The 19,720-nt window shown below is 51.9% G+C and carries 21 protein-coding genes and 1 other RNA gene; 13 read left to right on the top strand and 9 right to left on the bottom strand.

Translation table 11 applies throughout. The features are described from left to right. Nucleotides 1-21 precede the first annotated feature (21 nt). The gene (locus tag TOLA_RS02295) at nucleotides 22-798 is read right to left on the bottom strand and encodes a DeoR/GlpR family DNA-binding transcription regulator (protein ID WP_012728668.1); all 777 of its coding nucleotides are present in this window, start codon (nucleotides 796-798) and stop codon (nucleotides 22-24) included. Between the two features lie 325 nt (nucleotides 799-1,123). Between TOLA_RS02295 and TOLA_RS02290 the strand changes: the two genes are divergently transcribed. Then, nucleotides 1,124-2,167 carry a LacI family DNA-binding transcriptional regulator gene (locus TOLA_RS02290; protein WP_012728667.1) on the top strand — a complete coding sequence of 348 codons (1,044 nt, stop codon included), beginning with the start codon at nucleotides 1,124-1,126 and terminating at the stop codon, nucleotides 2,165-2,167. Nucleotides 2,168-2,229: 62 nt separating this feature from the next. On the opposite strand, the gene TOLA_RS02285 is transcribed toward TOLA_RS02290, so the two are convergent. The 4 genes from TOLA_RS02285 to TOLA_RS02270 all read right to left on the bottom strand — a co-directional run bounded on the left by TOLA_RS02285 (nucleotide 2,230) and on the right by TOLA_RS02270 (nucleotide 4,894). Further along, entirely contained in the window at nucleotides 2,230-2,475 is a 246-nt protein-coding gene (locus TOLA_RS02285) for a hypothetical protein (protein ID WP_012728666.1), read from the bottom strand. A 121-nt stretch (nucleotides 2,476-2,596) separates the two neighbouring features. Beyond that, nucleotides 2,597-3,169 (bottom strand): Der GTPase-activating protein YihI, encoded by a 573-nt coding sequence (gene yihI, locus TOLA_RS02280; protein WP_012728665.1) that lies wholly within the window; start codon nucleotides 3,167-3,169, stop codon nucleotides 2,597-2,599. Nucleotides 3,170-3,317: 148 nt separating this feature from the next. Beyond that, nucleotides 3,318-3,938: a homoserine/homoserine lactone efflux protein gene (rhtB, locus tag TOLA_RS02275; protein WP_012728664.1), complete on the bottom strand. Its 621-nt coding sequence runs from the start codon at nucleotides 3,936-3,938 to the stop codon at nucleotides 3,318-3,320. A gap of 47 nt (nucleotides 3,939-3,985) precedes the next feature. Continuing rightward, complete coding sequence (locus TOLA_RS02270) at nucleotides 3,986-4,894, bottom strand: 1,4-dihydroxy-2-naphthoate polyprenyltransferase (RefSeq protein WP_245534223.1); 909 nt, start codon at nucleotides 4,892-4,894, stop codon at nucleotides 3,986-3,988. A gap of 208 nt (nucleotides 4,895-5,102) precedes the next feature. On the opposite strand from TOLA_RS02270, the gene TOLA_RS02265 reads away from it, so the two are divergent. The 6 genes from TOLA_RS02265 to menE all read left to right on the top strand — a co-directional run bounded on the left by TOLA_RS02265 (nucleotide 5,103) and on the right by menE (nucleotide 12,138). Then, on the top strand, nucleotides 5,103-6,422 hold the full coding sequence (locus TOLA_RS02265; RefSeq protein ID WP_012728662.1) for an isochorismate synthase: 1,320 nt from the start codon (nucleotides 5,103-5,105) through the stop codon (nucleotides 6,420-6,422). Beyond that, the gene (gene menD, locus TOLA_RS02260) at nucleotides 6,415-8,136 is read left to right on the top strand and encodes a 2-succinyl-5-enolpyruvyl-6-hydroxy-3-cyclohexene-1-carboxylic-acid synthase (protein ID WP_012728661.1); all 1,722 of its coding nucleotides are present in this window, start codon (nucleotides 6,415-6,417) and stop codon (nucleotides 8,134-8,136) included. The genes TOLA_RS02265 and menD overlap by 8 nt, the downstream gene beginning before the upstream one ends. Then, nucleotides 8,133-8,879 (top strand): 2-succinyl-6-hydroxy-2,4-cyclohexadiene-1-carboxylate synthase, encoded by a 747-nt coding sequence (menH, locus tag TOLA_RS02255; RefSeq protein WP_012728660.1) that lies wholly within the window; start codon nucleotides 8,133-8,135, stop codon nucleotides 8,877-8,879. The genes menD and menH overlap by 4 nt, the downstream gene beginning before the upstream one ends. Before the next feature lie 12 nt (nucleotides 8,880-8,891). Beyond that, on the top strand, nucleotides 8,892-9,752 hold the full coding sequence (menB, locus tag TOLA_RS02250) for a 1,4-dihydroxy-2-naphthoyl-CoA synthase (RefSeq protein WP_012728659.1): 861 nt from the start codon (nucleotides 8,892-8,894) through the stop codon (nucleotides 9,750-9,752). 95 nt (nucleotides 9,753-9,847) lie between these two features. Next, the gene (gene menC / locus TOLA_RS02245) at nucleotides 9,848-10,774 is read left to right on the top strand and encodes an o-succinylbenzoate synthase (protein WP_012728658.1); all 927 of its coding nucleotides are present in this window, start codon (nucleotides 9,848-9,850) and stop codon (nucleotides 10,772-10,774) included. After that, on the top strand, nucleotides 10,762-12,138 hold the full coding sequence (gene menE / locus TOLA_RS02240) for an o-succinylbenzoate--CoA ligase (RefSeq protein ID WP_012728657.1): 1,377 nt from the start codon (nucleotides 10,762-10,764) through the stop codon (nucleotides 12,136-12,138). The genes menC and menE overlap by 13 nt, the downstream gene beginning before the upstream one ends. Before the next feature lie 10 nt (nucleotides 12,139-12,148). Here menE and rnpB read toward each other — a convergent pair. After that, nucleotides 12,149-12,529, bottom strand: an RNA gene (gene rnpB / locus TOLA_RS16420) — RNase P RNA component class A. A gap of 36 nt (nucleotides 12,530-12,565) precedes the next feature. Beyond that, complete coding sequence (gene rsmI / locus TOLA_RS02235) at nucleotides 12,566-13,411, bottom strand: 16S rRNA (cytidine(1402)-2'-O)-methyltransferase (protein WP_012728656.1); 846 nt, start codon at nucleotides 13,409-13,411, stop codon at nucleotides 12,566-12,568. A gap of 99 nt (nucleotides 13,412-13,510) precedes the next feature. On the opposite strand from rsmI, the gene TOLA_RS02230 reads away from it, so the two are divergent. The 4 genes from TOLA_RS02230 to dolP are packed head-to-tail and all read left to right on the top strand — an operon-like array spanning nucleotide 13,511 to nucleotide 16,882. Then, entirely contained in the window at nucleotides 13,511-15,370 is a 1,860-nt protein-coding gene (locus TOLA_RS02230) for a penicillin-binding protein activator (protein WP_041609448.1), read from the top strand. Continuing rightward, on the top strand, nucleotides 15,324-15,698 hold the full coding sequence (locus TOLA_RS02225) for a YraN family protein (RefSeq protein ID WP_012728654.1): 375 nt from the start codon (nucleotides 15,324-15,326) through the stop codon (nucleotides 15,696-15,698). Before TOLA_RS02230 ends, TOLA_RS02225 begins: the two co-directional genes overlap by 47 nt. A gap of 10 nt (nucleotides 15,699-15,708) precedes the next feature. Next, on the top strand, nucleotides 15,709-16,287 hold the full coding sequence (locus tag TOLA_RS02220) for an SIS domain-containing protein (RefSeq protein WP_012728653.1): 579 nt from the start codon (nucleotides 15,709-15,711) through the stop codon (nucleotides 16,285-16,287). 16 nt (nucleotides 16,288-16,303) lie between these two features. After that, the gene (gene dolP, locus TOLA_RS02215) at nucleotides 16,304-16,882 is read left to right on the top strand and encodes a division/outer membrane stress-associated lipid-binding lipoprotein (protein WP_012728652.1); all 579 of its coding nucleotides are present in this window, start codon (nucleotides 16,304-16,306) and stop codon (nucleotides 16,880-16,882) included. A 44-nt stretch (nucleotides 16,883-16,926) separates the two neighbouring features. Here dolP and TOLA_RS02210 read toward each other — a convergent pair whose 3' ends face one another. Together TOLA_RS02210 and sspA are read right to left on the bottom strand one after the other, a co-directional pair. Then, nucleotides 16,927-17,355, bottom strand: a complete 429-nt coding sequence (locus TOLA_RS02210) for a ClpXP protease specificity-enhancing factor (RefSeq protein ID WP_041609625.1) — start codon at nucleotides 17,353-17,355, stop codon at nucleotides 16,927-16,929. Between the two features lie 11 nt (nucleotides 17,356-17,366). Next, the gene (gene sspA / locus TOLA_RS02205; protein WP_012728650.1) at nucleotides 17,367-17,999 is read right to left on the bottom strand and encodes a stringent starvation protein SspA; all 633 of its coding nucleotides are present in this window, start codon (nucleotides 17,997-17,999) and stop codon (nucleotides 17,367-17,369) included. A 194-nt stretch (nucleotides 18,000-18,193) separates the two neighbouring features. Here sspA and hslR point away from each other — a divergent pair, with 194 nt between their 5' ends. Next, nucleotides 18,194-18,592 carry a ribosome-associated heat shock protein Hsp15 gene (gene hslR, locus TOLA_RS02200; RefSeq protein WP_012728649.1) on the top strand — a complete coding sequence of 133 codons (399 nt, stop codon included), beginning with the start codon at nucleotides 18,194-18,196 and terminating at the stop codon, nucleotides 18,590-18,592. A 42-nt stretch (nucleotides 18,593-18,634) separates the two neighbouring features. Next, complete coding sequence (gene hslO / locus TOLA_RS02195; protein WP_012728648.1) at nucleotides 18,635-19,534, top strand: Hsp33 family molecular chaperone HslO; 900 nt, start codon at nucleotides 18,635-18,637, stop codon at nucleotides 19,532-19,534. The last annotated feature ends 186 nt before the right edge of the window (nucleotides 19,535-19,720 follow it).

Below are 19,720 nucleotides of genomic sequence, written 5' to 3'. Positions count from 1 at the left end.
CATAGGCATTAAGATCATCGCTCAGACTGTCCCTTCATTATAAAAAATGGCACCACCGGCATCCGTCACCTGTTTTTCCAGTTGAGAGTCGCTGTTTTCATACAAAATCAGATGATCAATATCTTCTGTATCCATGATTTTATATGGTGCAAATTTATCTATTTTATCCTGCGTGCATAACACTGCGATTTCACCGGCGCGATCAACCAATATGCGCTTGAATTGCGCATCCTGATAATCCACGGCAGAAAAACCGCTTTCACTGCTCCAGGAACAAACCCCGACCAATGCCAGATCAAATTTTAAAATAGCCAGTTCCTGTATCGCTTTGCTATCAACTGCACCACCGATAAGACTATTTAATTCGCCACCCAACACAATAGTTCGTATTCCTGAGCGATCTAATAAATGGGCTGCAATATTGATGCTATTGGTAACCACCGTCAGATTTTTATCTTGCGGAAGCAAATCTGCTAAAAGTAAATGCGTGGTACTGGAATCTAAAAAGATAACCTGATTATTTTTAATCAGACGTAACGCAGCAATAGCTAATGCTTTCTTTTCATCTGAACTAATTAATTTACGTTCAAGCGGCGTCGCGATTATCGCCGACTTTGCTAAAGCACCGCCATGGATGCGTTTGCATAATCCATTGTCAGATAAATACCGCAGATCCCTGCGAATGGTCGCTTCCGTCGTGTTTAACCGCGTAGCCAGATCAATCGCCAGGACTTTTCCTTCCGATTGTAATAAATCCAGAATGATTTGCTGACGCTCTTCAGGAGCCAGTTTTTCCACTTTTCGTGACCTCAATATCTAAATTCAAAAAAGCAGGTTTGGTGTTTTGTGCGGATCTATCAATCCAGATCTGTCAGTTCAGACAAGAAACAGCTAAAAACATACACAAATGAACTAAAACGATCAACGCAAACTAACACATTCGTGCATTTGTGATTGATGTCACACTCATAGTGCTTGGCTTAATAACCATACTGATACTATTATTTTCACAAGCTGAAACCGGTTTCATTTGTTCGTGTTTTTTAGATAAGAGAGATGTCTTCACCACATTTTAACGACATCATTCAGGTTATTGAGCATCAGGATAAATGAGGAGTTTAAGATGGTTAAAATGGACGATATCGCACAATTAGCGGGTGTTTCAAAAGCCTCTGTCTCCCGGGTCATAAATAATAAGGCCGTTTCACCAGCAATCAGGGAAAGGGTTGAGAAAATAATAAATGAACTGCATTATCAGCCAAACCTGATTGCTCAGTCTCTGACGACAAAAACGACGAATGTGATCGGCCTAATTATACCGAACAGAAGCAACTATTATATTAACACCTATGATTTTATTACTACCTGTATAGATTTATTGGCTGAAAGCGGAAAGGTCGCAATAGTCGTTGAAATGGATGATTCAGCATCGTCATTTATTGATTCAATAAATAAACTGATGGTTCATCAATGTGATGGCATCATCTATTACCACAGTTCGTTTATAAACGTCGATTTCAATAGCAAAAACATCAGAACTGTTCTGGATAACTTGCGTAAGCCGATAGCCATACTGAATAAAAAAGGCGAACAACAGGCAGAAAAATATTTCTGGTTTGATAACGAGAAAATCGCCTCCCTGGCGGCTGAATATCTGTTATCTAACGGACATGAAAAAATTGCTTATCTGTCAGCCCCGCTATCGGAAGAAACAGCCAGAACCCGAGTGTCAGGCGTTAAAAATACAATAGAAAAACATAACAAAGCCTTTCTGCCCACCCATTTTTCAGAGGGCACCAGAGATATTGATGGCGGCTATTCAGCTTGCAGAGATTTGTTCAGAAAAACCCGAGACTTTACCGGATTACTTTGTTTTAACGATGCCATGGCTTTGGGCGCCGTAAAATATTTATCAGAAATAAACGAAATAGCTCACAGCGATATTTCGATTGTTGGCATTGGCGCCGATCCCTTGATCAACAAGATTTATCCATCACTGGTGACTGTCTATACTCCGCTCAGGGAATTAATTGCCAATGCCGTAAGCTATGTCTTAGGGGAAAACATGGAGGTATTGGAAACTGAACTGTCAGGCACCTTGTATATCGATGAAAGGATCAAAAACAGATCCAATACCAATCTGTTTACCTGGTCGATGCACACTTGATGTGTCAATCCAAATAAATGCAGTTGCAGCATCTTACGATCAGGCAGATCTCTATTCCGGTGTTAATCATTAGACCACAATTTAGTTACCACACCGTTTTCAATGCGGAAAATGAACCCGTAAACAGAATCATCCACCCAATAATCCCCCATTCGGGCGCCGGCTTCTTTGAAGGGTGACGTAGTCAGCTGTGACTCATTAACCGGGCTGATCACAACCGCATCTAACGGATCAATTAAACTGCCTGCACTGTCATATTCGAAGTTTGCACGGATATATTTTTCTAAAAGTTCCAGCTCGCTATCCATAGTTACACCTCACTCAGCCTGGCTCAAAACGATACCGCACTGCTGATATAACCATCGGGTGATTCGCCCGGGCGGCACAGGATAGAGCCACACGGACAGTGCCGTGTGGCGGCAGACTTAATCAGTCTTCTTTATAGCGGCTGTCGAATTGGTTGGGATCAAAATCGCTTTCGATAAAGCGCTGCAGCAATTCATCCGGATCGCTGGCGACTTTTTCTTCTTCATTCAATCCCAGCAACTTCAGCAGTTCCTGATGACGGGCCAGTTTTTTATCCAGCCATTCCTGATCTTCTTCAGAAATCGGCTGTTCCAGTTCCAGTTTGTCCAGCAGTGCATTCAGACGATCGTCGTTTTCCAGCTTCTCCAGCTCGCGTTCCCACTTGGCCAGCTGTTGTTCCGGCGGCATCTGTGGTTCTGCTTTCGGTGCAGCAGGTTTCGGCGCTTTAACAACCGCCACCGGTGCTTCTGCCACCAGTGCTACAGGTTTACGGGAACCAACACGGGCATCTTTATTTTTAACGCTCTGGTTTTTCTGTTCCTGGGTTTCAGCACTGTTACGGGCACCCGGGCGCAGACCTTTACGCTTAGCCTGTTTTTTCTGTTCGCGGGCTTCTTGTGCGCTAAAGGCTGGCTTTTTCTTCTTGTTGTCCGGGCGTTTTGCATTCCCGGCTGATTTCTCTGGCTTAGTAGCCATGATTTACTCCAAAAATTCGATCAGTTATCTGATTGCCTATTCTACATAACAGCATGGACTGCGCGTAGCAACGTTTCAAGTTTCGGCATGATTCGCTCAGAAATATTATTTCCGGCCGGAAAACATACCCGGCGGTACCTGTTTTAACTTAGCGGGATGCGCCAGAGAGCAATGCTCCGGCCGCAATAAACAGTGAACCAAAGATGCGGTTCTGCGTGCGCATGCCTTTTTCGTTCTGTACCAGATGTGTCAGTGGGGCGGCCAGTGAGGCATACCCCAGCATCACAATGATATCCACCAGCACACAGGTAACGGACAAAATCAGCGCCTGCGACCACAGCGGATAATCAGCATGCAGAAACTGCGGGAACAGAGCGACCAGAAACACGATACTTTTCGGATTGGTAATATTCACGAATACCGCGGGCCAGAACAGCGCCGGACGCGGACCATCTTCCTGACCTACGCCATTTTTCATCAGTTGCGGCACTTCACGCCATTTCGTCCAGCCCAGCCAGACCAGATAAGCGACACCCAGCCATTTCAGCACGGCAAATGCAGTGGCGGATTGCGCCAGCAATGTGCCCAGCCCGACACCCACCAGCGCTAAATGAATCGACAAACCCAGCTGTAATCCGGCGATAGCCGGTACCGAACCGCGCACCCCGTAACGGATGGCATTACTGATGGTATTTACTGCACCAGAACCCGGATAAATACTGAATACAATGGTGGTCGCCAGATAAGTAAGCCAGACATGAAAATCCATTTTTCCCTCCGGTAGAACATGCTTAAAACAAATCCGAAGAAAACAGATTAGTCGAGCGCAAAACCGATAGCCAGCAATAGATTAAATAACAGGCTACTGATGGCGGTTCGTTTTAATTGCTTATCCAGCAGTACCGGATCCTGACTGGTCGCCACCACCCAGGCGGAGAGAATTAACGGTCCCCAGGCCGGAAGACAGAGCCAGGGCCAGGCGGTTTGTGCACGCAATACAATATAGACCATCGCCATCAGACCTCCGCCGAGCACCAGAAACCAGTGGTAACGGCGGGCCCAGGAACGGCCAATCCGGGCTGCAAATGTCCGCTTGCCAGTGGCAATATCGGTATCCATATCACGGATATTATTAATATTAAGCACGGCGGTGGCCAGAAAACCACAGCCTGCCGCGGGCAGGATCAACAGCGGATCAAACTGCCGGGTAAACAGATAATAGGTTCCGAGCACCCCGAGCAGACCGAAAAACAGGAATACCGACAAATCGCCTAATCCCCGGTAACCATAAGGCCGCCGGCCAACGGTATACGTCACGGCCGCTACCAGCGCCAGCGTACCAAAACCAATAAACGTCAGGATCGCCGGCCAGTCACCGGAAAACGCCGTCCATAACAGACTCAAGCCACTGACAATGGTCAACCCGGCCACCAGCGACATCGCACGCTGCATCTGCTCACGGGTAATCAGTCCGCTAACTACCGTGCGCTGCGGACCAACCCGATCCTCATTATCCGCACCGGAAACAGCATCACCGTAATCATTCGCCAGATTAGATAAAACCTGCAAACCAATCGCCGTCAGCAAACATAACACAAAAACGCTGTTCCGGAATTGATCAGCGCCGGCAGCCAGACCACTGCCCAGCAACACCGCGGCACAAGCCAGCGGCAAAGTTCGCAGACGAGCCGCCTGCAACCAGATTTTCCAACGTGGTTTATTCATCCGACCACTCATTTCCTTTCATTCCACGGCGACTATATGCCACAACTGATACAGGTGGGTTTACCCTTGGAGCGCTCAGCCCTATACTGATACGATTCTGCGGGCGGACGCCACTCCTGCAAAGGCGTACTATACCGGATGCCAACGCCTTTTGGCAGTTTCCCGCCCCTATCGCGACTGATGGCATCCTGATAATGCGATTATTCCCATGCTGGCTCAAATTCGTTTACTGGAACAACTGAACGCACTTGCTAAAACAGATCAACACGGCTTTGTTCGTCTGCGTGCACCTGTGGATGTCACCTCACTGATTGGCTGGCTGAAAGCACAGCCACTGTATCCGCGTATTTACTGGCACGCGCGTGAACGCGACCGTGAATTTGCAGTTTTAGGCGCGATCAGGGAACTGACCGATCCGGCTCAGCTGGCCGAACTGACCGGACAACAGCGCCCGAACGCCGGCAGCTATCCACGCTATTACGGCGGTCTGGCGTTTGATTATCAGCAGCCGGTGACCGGGGAATGGCAGGACTTCGGACAATGCCGTTTTGTGTTGCCACGGATCGAGCTGATCCGGCAGGGAAATCAGACGGAGCTGGTCTGTAATCTCTGGTTTGAAGGCGCTAATGCAGAACAGGAAATGGCGGCAGCACGGACAGCGCTGCAGCAGTTACAACCGGAAAAAACCCTGCGTAAATATTTACCGACGCAACGTGAACGTCAGGATACCCCCGACAAACCACGCTGGATGCAATGGCTCTCTCAGGTCCTGCAACCGGAAGCACTGAAAACGATCCCGAAAGTGGTGTTATCGCGTCGCTCAACGCTGACATTCAATGAACCGCTGGAACCCTGGTCGTTACTGGCCAGCTGGCAGTGTGCCGCACCGGCCTGCTTTCATATCGGCTTCCAGTTTTCTCCTGACAGTTGCTTTATCGCCAGCTCACCGGAGCGGCTCTACCGCCGTCAGGATCGTCAGCTGCTCAGTGAAGCACTGGCGGGCAGTACCCCGCGCACCGGCGATCCGGAGCAGGATGCCGAACTGGCTACGTTGTTATTGCAGGATGGCAAGAACCGGCTGGAAAACCGCTTCGTGCATACCGATATTCTGACCCGTCTGGACGGGTTAGCCGAGACCGCGGTTGTGTCGGATGCGCATATCCTGCCGCTGCAACATATCCAGCATATTAAACGTGAAATTGAAGCCTCTTTGCGGCCAGACACAACCGACTGGCAATTACTGAAAAGCATTCATCCGACACCGGCTGTCGGCGGTTCACCGCGCCGGAAAGCCCTCGCCCAGATCCGCGCTCTGGAACAACACCAGCGCGGCTGGTACGCCGGTGCCTGTGGCTTTATCAGTGAGGATGTGTCGGAGTTCACGGTCGCGATCCGCAGTGGCTTATGGCATGACCAGCAACTGCATCTCTATACCGGTGCAGGAATTCTGACCGGCTCTGATGCCGATACCGAATGGCAGGAGCTGGATACCAAGCTCGGCAGTATGCTCGGTGCCTGGCATGACTGAGCAGTGGCAATCACTGGATAGTCTGAATGCCCTGTGGAGTGCGTTACTGATTGAAGAGCTGGCCCGGCTGGGGATCCGCGATATCTGCATCGCCCCCGGTTCCCGTTCCACCCCGCTGACACTGGCGGCCGCGGCCAATCCGGCTATCAGCACACATCTGCATTTTGATGAACGCGGCCTGGGGTTTCTTGCGCTGGGGCTGGCGCAAGGCAGTCAGCGCCCTGTTGCGGTGATTGTTACCTCCGGCAGTGCCGTGGCAAATTTACTGCCCGCGGTGGTGGAAGCCCGTCAGTCCGGGATCCCGCTCTGGCTGCTGACGGCTGACCGGCCGGCCGAACTGCTCGGCTGTGGTGCTAATCAGGCGATCACGCAGGCGAATATCTTTGCCAATTATCCGGTTTACCAGCAGTTATTCCCCGCGCCGGATCATGACATTACACCATCCTGGCTGCTTGCCTCCGTTGATCAGGCTGCGTTTCAGCAGCAACAAACGCCGGGACCGGTACATCTGAATTGCCCGTTCCGCGAACCGCTGTATCCGGTGGCCGGTCAGCAAATACCGGGCAATGCCTTACGCGGTTTAACTCACTGGCTGCGCAGCGCTCAGCCCTGGACGCAATACCATGCCGTCCAGCCGATTTGCCAGACTCACCCGCTCTGGGCGGAAGTGCGTCAGAGCAAAGGGATTATTATCGCAGGCCGTTTGTCCCGCCAGCAGGATACCGGTGCCATTCTGAAACTGGCACAACAGACCGGCTGGCCATTACTGGCTGATATCCAGTCGCAGCTGCGTTTCCATCCGCAAGCGATGACCTATGCCGATTTGGCACTGCATCATCCGGCATTTCGTGAGGAATTAGCGCAGGCAGAAACACTGCTCCTGTTTGGCGGCCGTCTGACCTCCAAACGCCTGCAGCAATTTGCAGACGGCCACAACTGGCAGCACTGCTGGCAGATCGATGCCGGCAGCGAGCGTCTGGATAGTGGTCTGGCAGTACAGCAACGCTTCGTCACCTCACCTGAGTTATGGTGTCAGGCGCATCAGTGTGAACCGCACCGGATCCCATGGCATCAGCTGCCGCGATGGGATGGCAAACTTGCCGGACTGATTACACAGCAATTACCGGAATGGGGCGAAATCACGCTGTGCCACCAACTGAACAGCCAGCTGCAGGGGCAACTCTTTATTGGCAACAGCATGCCGATCCGTCTGCTGGACATGCTCGGTACTTCAGGTGCACAACCTTCCCATATCTACACCAACCGCGGTGCCTCCGGCATTGACGGTCTGATTGCGACGGCTGCCGGCATTGCCCGGGCCAATACCTCTCAGCCGACTACCCTGCTGCTGGGCGATAGTTCTGCGTTATATGATCTCAACAGCCTGGCGTTATTACGCGAACTGACGGCCCCGTTCGTGCTGATCATCATCAACAATGATGGCGGCAATATCTTTCATATGCTGCCGGTGCCGGAGCAGAATCAGATCCGTGAGCGGTTCTATCAACTGCCGCATGGTCTGGATTTCCGGGCCAGCGCTGAACAGTTCCGGCTCGCTTACGCCGCCCCGACGGGTGCCATCAGCTTCCGGCAGGCATATCAGCAAGCACTGTCACACCCCGGAGCCACCCTGCTGGAATGCAAAGTGGCGACCGGAGAAGCTGCCGACTGGCTGAAGAATTTCGCCCTGCAGGTGCGGAGCCTGCCTGCGTGAGCAAACCGAATATTGTTCTGCTACATGGTTTTCTTGGTGCGGCCAGTGACTGGCAACCGCTGAGCGACTTACTGCCGGAAATCAATTGTGTCGCGCTGGATCTCCCCGGTCATGGTAATGCACAAAATCAGCAATTACGGCATATGGCTGATTTCCCTGTGTGGCTGCAGCAACAGTTAACCCTGCGCGACATCCGCCAATATCATCTGCTGGGTTATTCGCTCGGCGGACGTCTGGCGTTACAGTTCGCGGCGACACATCCGGCCGGGTTGCAAAGCCTGTTACTGGAAAATGCACATCCCGGTTTAAACTCACCCGCGGAACGTCAGAACCGGGCCAAAGCCGATGCACAATGGGCCCGTCGTTTTTATCGGGAAGCGTTACCTGATGTTTTGGCGGATTGGTATCAGCAACCAGTGTTCAGTGATTTAAGCCCACAAGAACGAACACTTTTGATTGCAGAACGCAGTCAGAACACCGGCCGGTCATTAGCCCGCATGCTCTGCCGTTGTTCGCTGGCAAGGCAGGCCGACTATCAGGGCTGGATCAAAACGACCTCACTGCCAATGTTGTATCTTTGCGGTGAGCAGGATCTGAAGTTCCGGACTGTCGGCGAACAACTGGCCGCAACAAACCCGCAGTTACAGTTAACCTGTCTCGCCGGTGGTCATAACCTGCACCGCGCAACCCCCGATTCAATGGCCGCTGTCATCCGGCAGTGGCTGAACGCCTTCACCTTTTGATGAGAGAAAATTATGCAACATCATGATGACGACGCCCGCTGGTATGCCCCGGTTGAATGGCAGGATTGCAGTGCCGACTATCAGGACATCCGTTACCACAAATCCGCGGACGGTATCGCCAAAATCACCATCAACCGCCCGCAGGTGCGTAATGCGTTCCGCCCGTTAACTGTGATGGAAATGATGAAAGCACTGCAGGATGCCCGCTTCGATGCCAGCATCGGCGTGATCATTCTGACCGGTGAAGGCGAGCTGGCGTTCTGCTCTGGCGGTGACCAGAAAGTGCGTGGTGACTACGGCGGATACAAGGATGACGAAGGTACACATCATCTGAACGTGCTCGATTTCCAGCGTCAGATCCGCACCTGTCCGAAACCGATTGTCGCGATGGTTGCCGGCTATGCCATCGGTGGCGGCCATGTACTGCACATGCTGTGTGATCTGACCATTGCCGCAGACAACGCCCGCTTCGGTCAGACTGGCCCGAAAGTCGGTTCCTTCGATGGTGGCTGGGGCGCTTCCTACATGGCGCGTCTGGTCGGTCAGAAAAAAGCCCGCGAGATCTGGTTCCTCTGCCGTCAGTATGATGCACAGCAGGCGCTGGATATGGGGCTGGTAAATACCGTGGTACCACTGGCCGAGCTGGAAAAAGAAACCGTGCGCTGGTGCCGTGAAATTCTGCAGCACAGCCCGATGGCGCTGCGCTGCCTGAAAGCGGCACTCAACGCCGACTGCGATGGTCAGGCCGGTCTGCAGGAACTGGCCGGTAACGCCACTATGCTGTTCTACATGACGGAAGAAGGTCAGGAAGGACGGAATGCCTTTAACGAAAAACGTGAACCTGACTTCAATAAATTTCCGCGTAATCCGTAACACAGCAATAACAGACCGATGCAGATCTCTGCATCGGGATCTGATATATGATGATATAACAAAGTTAATTTTGCCGCGGATAAGGACAGTCCATCATGGATATCACTCTGTACCGTTATCAACTGCCCCTCACCCAGCCACTGACGTTTCATGATCAGACAATCACGCAGCGTGAAGGATTATTACTGCACTGGGGGAGTAGCTGGAGTGAGATCGCTCCCTTACCCGGATTTTCCCGCGAAACTCTGGCGGAAGCAGAACAGGAAGCCATTGCCTTTTTAACCGCCTTCAAACAGGGCAAAACCATCCCGGTTTCTTGTCCTTCGGTCCAGTTCGGTCTGGATTGTGCCCGCCGCAGCTGGCCGATACTGAAACATACGCCACTGCCACCTTATCTGCTGCTGCAAGGCTCACCCGATGACATCATCTGGAGCTGGAAAGAGTGGCTGTATGACTACCCGATCCGGATCAAGCTGAAGGTGGCTCGTTATCCGATGCGGGATGAACTGTCCATGGTTCGCGAGCTGATCCGTCTAGCGCCGAAAACCAAATTGATCCTTGATGCCAATCAGCAGTGGACCCGGGAAGAAGCCTGGACGTTCATGAATCACCTCGATCCATCACACATCGAGTATGTCGAAGATCCCTGCCCCTCCTATGCGGATATCCGTTCCGTCGCCACACATACCGGCATCGGTGTGGCACTGGATGAGATCCTCTGCTGTGAGGGCCAGTGGGACTTTTTCCCCCAGCTTAAAGGTTTGATTCTGAAACCGATGCTGATTGGTTCTCTGGAAAAATGTCATGATCTGGTGGTAAAAGCCAAAGCGAATGGCGTCAAAGTGGTGATCTCATCCAGCCATGAATCACAACTCGGCAACCGCTTGCTGGCGTTGCTGGCCACTGAATGGTCTCCGGAACAGGCTCCGGGGCTGGATACACTGCGCTATTTCAACGGCTCAGTACTGGATGATAAACAACAGGTCGACGTCTCAAAGTTACAGGTAGTATGGCAAAGTTAAATTGTCCGATCCGGCAACACGCACAACGGCAACCCGCTCAACCCGCCTTATGGAATGCCGGCGTCAGTCTCAGCTACCAGCAACTGGACGTCCGGCTCAATGCGCTGCAACAGCAACTCAGACATGCCGGACTCCGTGCAGGTGATCATCTTTTTTTCTGCAGTAAAAACAGCACAGAGCTGGTCATGCTGTTCTGGGCCTGCTGGCGTGAGCAGATCGTCTGCTGTCCGGTGAATCCGGCATTTCCTGTTGCACGACAGCAGGCGTTACAGCAGCAGGTTCATGCCACTTATTGCTGGCCCTCATCCGGATTGATCTTCGATTTTTCACAGGAAATCGCCGCATCGGGCGACTGTCAGCTGGATGAAGAACAACTGAGTGATCTGATTTTTACTTCCGGCAGCAGCGGTTCACCAAAAATCGTCGCGCACCGGTTACGGAATCATCTGGCGAACGCGCAAGGCAGTCTCGTGCCGATCACCGCACATGATGGCTGGTTATTATCCTTACCGCTTTTTCACGTGGGCGGACTGGCGATCCTGTTCCGCTGCTTTCTGGCCGGCGCCTGTGTGGTGCTGCCCGATCCTGCACTTTCACTGCCTGAACTGCTGAAAAAAGCCCCCGTCACTCATCTGTCACTGGTGCCGACGCAGCTATACCGGCTGCTGCAACAGGCGGATTTTCATTTTTCTGCCACCCGGGTACGCCACCTGCTACTGGGTGGTGCTCCACTACCAGAGAGTCTGATCGCTGCATGCCGTGAACAGCAACTGACACCGTGGGTCAGTTATGGCCTGTCCGAAATGGCTTCTCAGGTCTGCACCACACTGGCCGGTCAAGCCGGACGGGTTGGAAAGCCGCTGGCTGGCCGTGAAGTGGCAATCAAGAACAGCGAAATCTGTGTTCGGGGTGACACCCTGTTTGCCGGTTACTATCAGCCGGACGGTTCGCTGCTACTACCACTGGATGATAATGGCTGGTTTCACACAGGCGATGCCGGCTACTGGCAGGACGACTCACTGGTGATCACCGGGCGCATCGACAACCAGTTCATCAGCGGTGGTGAAAATATTCAGCCGGAACAGATCGAACAGCAATTGCTGCAACATCCTGCTGTGGCGCAGGCCATCGTAGTACCGGTAGCGGATGCGGAATGGGGTATGCGCTGTGCCTGCTTTATCGACTGGCAACAATCAGCGATCTCATTCAGTGAACTGACCGACTGGCTGCGCCAATACCTCCCCGCCTACATGCTGCCGAAACAATGGCTGGACTGGCCGGAATTACCGGCAGGACAACTTAAGATACAGCGGGCGGAATTTAAACGACTGGCAGAAACGAAAAATCCCGCCACAGTGAAGTGAACGGGATAATTAGTGGGGTTGGCCTGTAAGCCGGGTTCTGTTCCGCTTGCGCGGTGGCAGCCATTCCTCTAGGCCTGAAATCGCTCGCAGGCTCAAGCAACCTACCCGCTTCCGACGCGGGCCGCGACATGGAAGCCTATTTGGTCTTGCTCCGGGTGGAGTTTACCGTGCCACGAACTGTTGCCAGTCGCGCGGTGCGCTCTTACCGCACCCTTTCACCCTTACCTGATCCCTTGCGGGCCATCGGCGGTTTGCTCTCTGTTGCACTGGTCGTAGGCTTACGCCTCCCAGGCGTTACCTGGCACCCTGCCCTGTGGAGCCCGGACTTTCCTCCCTCCTGTTTGTCTACCCGAAGGCACAACAACAAGACGGCGACTGCCCGGCCAACCCCGCGCGCATTATAGGGAGGTTACGCCCACACAGCAAACTATCTCTCAGAATTCTGCTTTTCTAAGCCCCACGCATACAGTGCGTTCTTTTTCACACCATAGATTTCCGCCGTCAGCGCGGCCGCTTTTTTCAGCGGTAAGTCACTCATCAGCAGCGTCAGCGTACGCAATACTTCCGCCGGTAACTCATCGCTGTTGTCTGGTTTACCTGCTAGCATCAGCACAAATTCACCACGGGTACGGTTATCGTCTTCCTGCAGCCACACCAGCATTTCAGAAAGTGGCAGGCTGTGCAGGGTTTCAAAGGTTTTAGTCAGTTCGCGGGCGATGACAATCTGACGCTCGCCAAATACCTGCAGCATCGCAGTCAAGGTATCAATCACCCGGCGCGGCGATTCATAAAACACCATGGTGCGGGTTTCATCAGCCAGTGCCTGCAGGCGATCATCCTTGCCTTTTTCTTTGGCAGGCAGAAAGCCTTCAAAGACAAAGCGATCGGTAGGTAAACCGGCCGCACTCAGTGCGGTGATAGCGGCACACGGGCCTGGCAGTGGCACGACTTTAACGCCGGCATCACGACAGGCTTTCACCAGGTGATAGCCCGGATCACTAATCAGCGGCGTACCGGCATCGGAGATCAACGCAATGCTTTGCCCCTGCTGAATACGCTGGATCAGCACCCCCGCCCGCTGCTGTTCATTGTGATCATGCAACGCCAGCATCGGCACCTTTACATCCAGATGCTGCAGCAGAATACCGCTGTGCCGGGTATCTTCCGCGGCAATACAATCAACGGACTTTAAAACCTCGATGGCCCGTAACGTAATATCCGACAGGTTACCAATCGGGGTCGGTACGATATACAGACAAGGTGATATAGTCATGAAAACTCCTGTCGAAAATTTGTGTCGTTCCGGTGTGACGATTACACTAGAGGCCAGACGTTGGTAGCTTGGAGATAAATCTTGAGCCGGATTAGCAAGTTGCGCACTGTACCACATTTCTGGTGGCTGTTTGCCATTGTCCTGTTGTTGTCAGGTTGTGCTGCCGGAAATCGCGATAGTAGCGTGGATAACGCGCCGTTGTCTGCTTTCGGTCCATTAACACACGATAGTCAGTGGTATCTGTCACGTATTGATAGTGCCTCCCCCGAAGATCGCTTTGCATTACAGGTGCTTGCAACCCGCCGCCTGATTGCCGATGGCGATCGTTCCCAGGCGAATGCGGTGCAGCAACAGCTGGCCAGAGAAGCGACGACTCCGCGGCAAACAGTTGCCTTGCGCCTGTTAAATGCCTTACAGCTGGGCAAAGACGGACAGTCAAGCAAAGCGCTGAACCGGATTGCCGGGATTGACCTGCGCCCGTTAGACAGCAATACCGTGCAATTTTACTATCGCCTGCAATCTGAACTGTTGTTAAAAACCGGTCAGAAAACGGCAGCTGCGAATAGTCTGATCTCACTGGATCCTTATCTGAAGGGGGATCTTGCCAGTAAAAACCAGCAACAGATCTGGCTGTTATTGCAAGACAGCAACAGCAATACCCTGAAGAACTATGTCAGTGCAGCTAACCGCATGAAGCGGGAAAAAGCCGCAGGCTGGTTGGAGCTGACACTGATAGCAAAAGAGCCGAAAAATCAGAGCCAGTTATTTGCTGACTGGCAGAAACGTTATCCGGGACATCCGGCTGCCGCATTTTTTACCCCGGCAACCGATACTTCGGCTCAGCCAGTCATTGCTGAAAGCACGGGTATCACGCCAACCGCAGGCATTCAGAAAATTGCCGTTTTCCTGCCACTGTCCGGCAAACTGGCTGAACCGGCAAATGCACTGAAAAGCGGTTTGGAACAAGCCAATATCGCGGCAGGCAACAAGTTCACTTTCACGTATTACGATGAAAACAGCCTGTCGATGCCGGAATTAATAACCAAAGCACAGCAGAACGGTGCACAACTGGTTATCGGACCTTTGCAGAAAAATAAAGTAGAGCAGCTGTCAGCCAGCAATGTAACGGTACCGGTACTGGCGCTGAACCAGCTGGGTAATCAGCCTGCAGCCGATAACCTCTACTATTTCTCGCTGTCTCCGGAAGATGAAGCGGCCCAGATTGCACAGAAAATTCATGAAGATGGTCTGAAAAATCCGTTGTTATTACTGCCATCCAACGCGCTTGGCGATCGTACTGCCGCTGGCTTTAACAGCTACTGGCAATCGCTGGAAATCGGTGAGGCTACTGTTGCCAAATTCCGCAGCCGGGATGAACTGTTAACCTTGTTACGTCAGAAATTAGGCGGAACAGGAACAGCGCTGCAGGCCGGTCAAATCCAGTCACTGGCGGATGATCCGGCCAGCGATCCGAATCGGGTTGACGCCATTTTCATGCTGGCATCGGCATTTGAAGCATCTAACATCAAATCCAGTGTTGATATGATGCTGGGTGACTCACCGGTACGGCCGACCTACTATCTGGGTTCGAAAAGTAACAGCAGCGGTCTGAGAGCCGATGTGGCGCTGGCATTAAATGGTATGCAACTGGGTGATATGCCCTGGATGCTGAACCGTATGCCGGAGGAGTTAGCCAAAGCAACCGCCGCGCTGCCTCAGGCCAGTGGCGATCAGTTACGCTTATATGCCATGGGCTATGATGCCGGTAATCTGGTGAATCAGCTGAGTGAACTGCGCCAGAATCCGGATATGACGCTGAATGGTCTGACAGGCGTACTGCATGTCACCACCGATGGCGTCATCCTCCATGATCTGGTTTGGACTCGTTACACTAACGGGCAATTAACAACCAATGAACCAGCACTTGCTCAACCCGCCGTTCAGCAACCGGCGCAGTAAAGGTCAACACTACGAACAGCAGGCCCGATGCTTTCTTGAGCAGCAGGGGCTGCTGTTTGTCTGCGCCAACTATCACTGCCGTCAGGGCGAATTAGATTTAATCATGCGGGAACGGGACACACTGGTGTTTATTGAAGTCCGTTTCCGGGCTTCGCGTGACTATGGTGGCGCGTTATCTTCGGTCACTCCCGCCAAACAACATAAGATCCGGCATACTGCCCGTTATTATTTAATGAGTCAGCACATCAACGAAGCACATCAGGCTTGCCGTTTTGACATAGTATCGTACGATGACGGGCAATGTAGCTGGTTAAAAAACGCATTTTAGGAGAAGCGGTTTGGATCGGATCAGAGAAAATTTTACCGAAAGTATTCAGACAAAAATCGCGGCTGCCGAAGTACTTTCCGAAAGTATCCAGACGGCAGCGCAGATGCTGGCGATCTGTCTGCTGAACGGTAATAAGATCCTCGCCTGTGGTAACGGAGCCTCCGGAGCACTGGCACAAATATTTGTTTCTCACCTGATGAGTCGTTTTGAGACTGCCCGGCCGTCATTGCCAGCCATTGCGCTGACCTGCGATGGTAATCTGATGAGCTCGCTCAGTCATTACGGCAAATTTGAGGATGTCTACGCGCATCAGATCCGCGCGCTCGGTCAGCAGGGCGACATCCTGTTGCTGATCACCACTGAAGAAGACAACCGGGAATTGATTCATGCGGCAGAAGCCGCGTTATCACGCGATATGACGATGGTGATATTAAATACCGGCCATGGTGGTGAACTGGCCGGTTTACTCGGGCCGAGTGACGTTGAAATACGCTGTCCTTCCGCGAGGTTTTCCCGCATTCTGGAAGTCCATTTACTCGTCCTGAATTGTCTGAGTGATCTGATTGACCAGACGCTGTTCCCCCAATAACTGTTGAGGAATTGTTATGTTGCGTAAACTGCTCCCATTATCATTGGCCAGTTTATTACTGCTGCAAGGTTGTGTTGGTGTGTTACTGGCGGGAGGTGCCGCCACCGGTGTCGTTGTAGCCAAAGACCGACGCTCTGTGACCGCGCAGATGGATGATCAAAAGATCGAGTTAAATACCCGGAATGAGCTGTCTGATCGCACCGATATATCACGGATCAGCCACATTTCGATAAACAGCAATAACGGTATTGTGCTGCTGGTCGGACAAACGCCGTATCGCAAACACAGCGATGAAGTGAAAGCCATGGCCGAGCGTCAGAACGGTGTGCGCAAAGTTTATAACGAAATCAAGATCACTGAACCGACTGGTTATGATATCCGCACCAATGACAGCTGGATCACGTCAAAAGTCCGTACCCGACTGATTGCCGAGAAAAATTTCGATAGCAGTCATATCAAGGTAGTGACCGAAGATAGTCAGGTTTTTCTGATGGGCATGGTGACTCGTGATGAAGGCGAACTGGCAGTGGAAATTGCCCGTAATGTCTCCGGTGTCACCAAAGTCATCCGGGTGTTTGAATACGTTCAGCAGTAAAATTTATGCAATAAAAAAGGGAATCTATCGATTCCCTTTTTTATTTATTTGATTATCCGCAACGTCGGCCGGCCATCAGGGCGGGGCGATGGTGATTTATCGCCATCGGTAACATCCGTTTTTTCCGCTGGTGCAGGCTGAACTTCCTGCCATGCCTCATAGGCTGACTCTGGCGGGAAGAAAGTACCGGCACCATTTTCCCGTGAATGGATTGCCAATACGGCAGCCATCGGGATATAGAGCTGTTGTGGAACACCACCAAAACGGGCATTAAAGCTGATCGCTTCGTTGTCCATCGTGAAGGCCACCACGGCCTGCGGTGCAATGTTCAGAACAATCTGCCCGTCCCGTGCATACTGCTGCGGTACTTGTACCATTCTGGCATTGGCATCCACCAGCAGGTGCGGTGTCATGTCATTGTCCAGCAGCCATTCATAGAACGCCCTTAACAGATAAGGGCGACTGGGCGTCATGTTCGGTACCATTACAGTGGTCCGTTACGCATTTCGCGTTCAATATCAGTCAGTGAAGCCTGAAATGAATCGCGATCGAACAGGCGGGTCATATAAGCTTTCAGCTCTTTAGCACCTTTGCCCGTAAATTCAATACCCATTACCGGCAAACGCCACAGCAATGGTGCCATGTAGCAGTCTACCTGGCTGAATTCTTCGTTCATGAAGTAAGGATATTCCTGGAACAGTGGTGCCATGGCTTGCAAGCTTTCACGCAATTGCTTGCGGGCTGCTTCTGCATCCGGTGCATTGTTCAGAATCTTGTCTGCCAGTGTGTACCAGTCCAGTTCAACACGGTGCATCATCAGGCGGCAGTTACCACGAGCCACCGGATAAACCGGCATCAGCGGCGGATGTGGGAAACGCTCGTCAAGATATTCCATGATGATACGGGAGGTGTAGAGCACCAGATCACGATCAACCAGAGTAGGAACGGAGTTATACGGGTTTAACTCCAGCAGTTCTTCTGGCAGAGCGTTTACATCTACCATGCAGATATCAAAGGTCACGCCTTTCTCGGCCAGGACGATACGTACCTGGTGACTAAACATGTCATTGCCGGAGAACAGGGTCATGACGGAGCGCTTGTTGGCAGCGAAAGCCATTGTTCCCTCCATTCAGAACAAGAAAAATACGATGGCAGCGCCATCATTAATCCGGGGTGTATTACGTGGGTAACACAAGCAGGCTAGCTAGTATATCAAATTTTCAGCAGTTTGAGGATAGAACTATGTGAGTTGTTCGCCTTGATCTTCGCTTCTGGTAAACTAACCGTCACCATTATCCCCGGGAGAATGCCATGCCGGAAGCAACTGACAACAGCGCGATCCGCCTTGATAAGTGGCTCTGGGCTGCTCGTTTCTACAAAACCCGTGCATTGGCACGCAGCATGATCGAAGGTGGCAAAGTGCACTATAACGGTCAGCGCTCTAAACCGGGAAAACTGGTCGAAGTCGGTGCTATGCTCCGGATCCGTCAGGGACATGATGAAAAAGAGGTCCGGGTGCTGGCATTAAGTGTGCAGCGCTTATCCGCGGCGCAGGCACAATTACTTTATGCCGAAACGGACGAAAGTATTGTGAAGCGGGAGCGGAATGCCGAAGCTCACCGGCTGAATGCGTTATATGCACCGCACCCCGACACTAAGCCGGACAAAAAACAACGACGCGACCTGATGCGTTTTAAACAAGGCGAGTGATGCTCCGGCGTCGTTCCGAATTTAACACTGAGAATATCTGACATGAGCCAAATTCCGGATCAACTGCATCGTTTTATATTTGAAAATTATGAAGTGCGTGGCGAGCTGGTTCAGCTGAACCAGACCACTAAGGATATATTGGGTGGTCACCACTATCCGCTGGCAATCCAGCGTTTACTGAGTGAATTGCTGGTCGCCACCAGTCTGCTGACCGCGACGCTGAAATTTGAAGGATCGATTACTGTGCAACTGCAGGGCGATGGCCCGGTACGGTTTGCGGTAATTAATGGCGATCATCAGCAGCGGCTACGCGGTGTGGCCCGCTATGAAGGTGTGATTGCTGAAAATGCCGGTCTGCATGAGTTGATCGGTAAAGGTCATATGATGATCACCGTGATCCCGGATGAAGGTGAACGTTATCAGGGGATCGTCGCGCTGGATGGCGACACTCTGGCCGCCTGTCTGGAAGGTTACTTCGCACAGTCTGAACAGCTGCCAACCCGTATCTGGCTCAAAACCGGACTGAATGAAGAACAGCCGAAAGCGGCAGGTATGCTGATCCAGGCCATGCCAAACAGTAACAGCGAACAGCATGCGCTGGATTTTGAACATATCGTGACCCTGACCGATACCATCAAGAGTGAAGAACTGCTGGATCTGCCGGCCGAAGAAGTGCTCTATCGTCTGTATCACCAGGAAGAAGTCCGTCTGTTTGACCCGCAGGCCGTCAGTTTTGTCTGCACCTGTTCACGCTCACGTTGTGAAGCCGCATTACTGCAGTTAGGTAAAACGGAAGTCGATGCGTTACTGGAAGAGCATGATGAAATCAGAATGGACTGTGATTACTGCGGTACTGAATATCATTTTTCTGCCAGCGATGTAGAGAAAATCTATAACGACCAGCTGACGCCACCGGAAACATCACAAGGCGTACTGCACTAAGTATTTTTCCAGATAAATCACCGGCTAGCGTTTTTTTAACCGCTAGCCGGCTTTTCTGCTATCTGTTTTAACTGCGTATATTCCCATCTCAAATGGCTACATTCTGCCGCTCTGATCGCAAAATGCATTTAATCCCTAAAAACTGTAAGTTCATCCACAGAATTTGAAGTAACCGGCATAAATAAC

Origin of the sequence: Tolumonas auensis DSM 9187 (assembly GCF_000023065.1) — a bacterium.
GTDB lineage: Bacteria > Pseudomonadota > Gammaproteobacteria > Enterobacterales > Aeromonadaceae > Tolumonas > Tolumonas auensis.
Note: the sequence above shows the minus strand (reverse complement) of the source record. Positions and strands in the feature narration are given on the sequence as shown.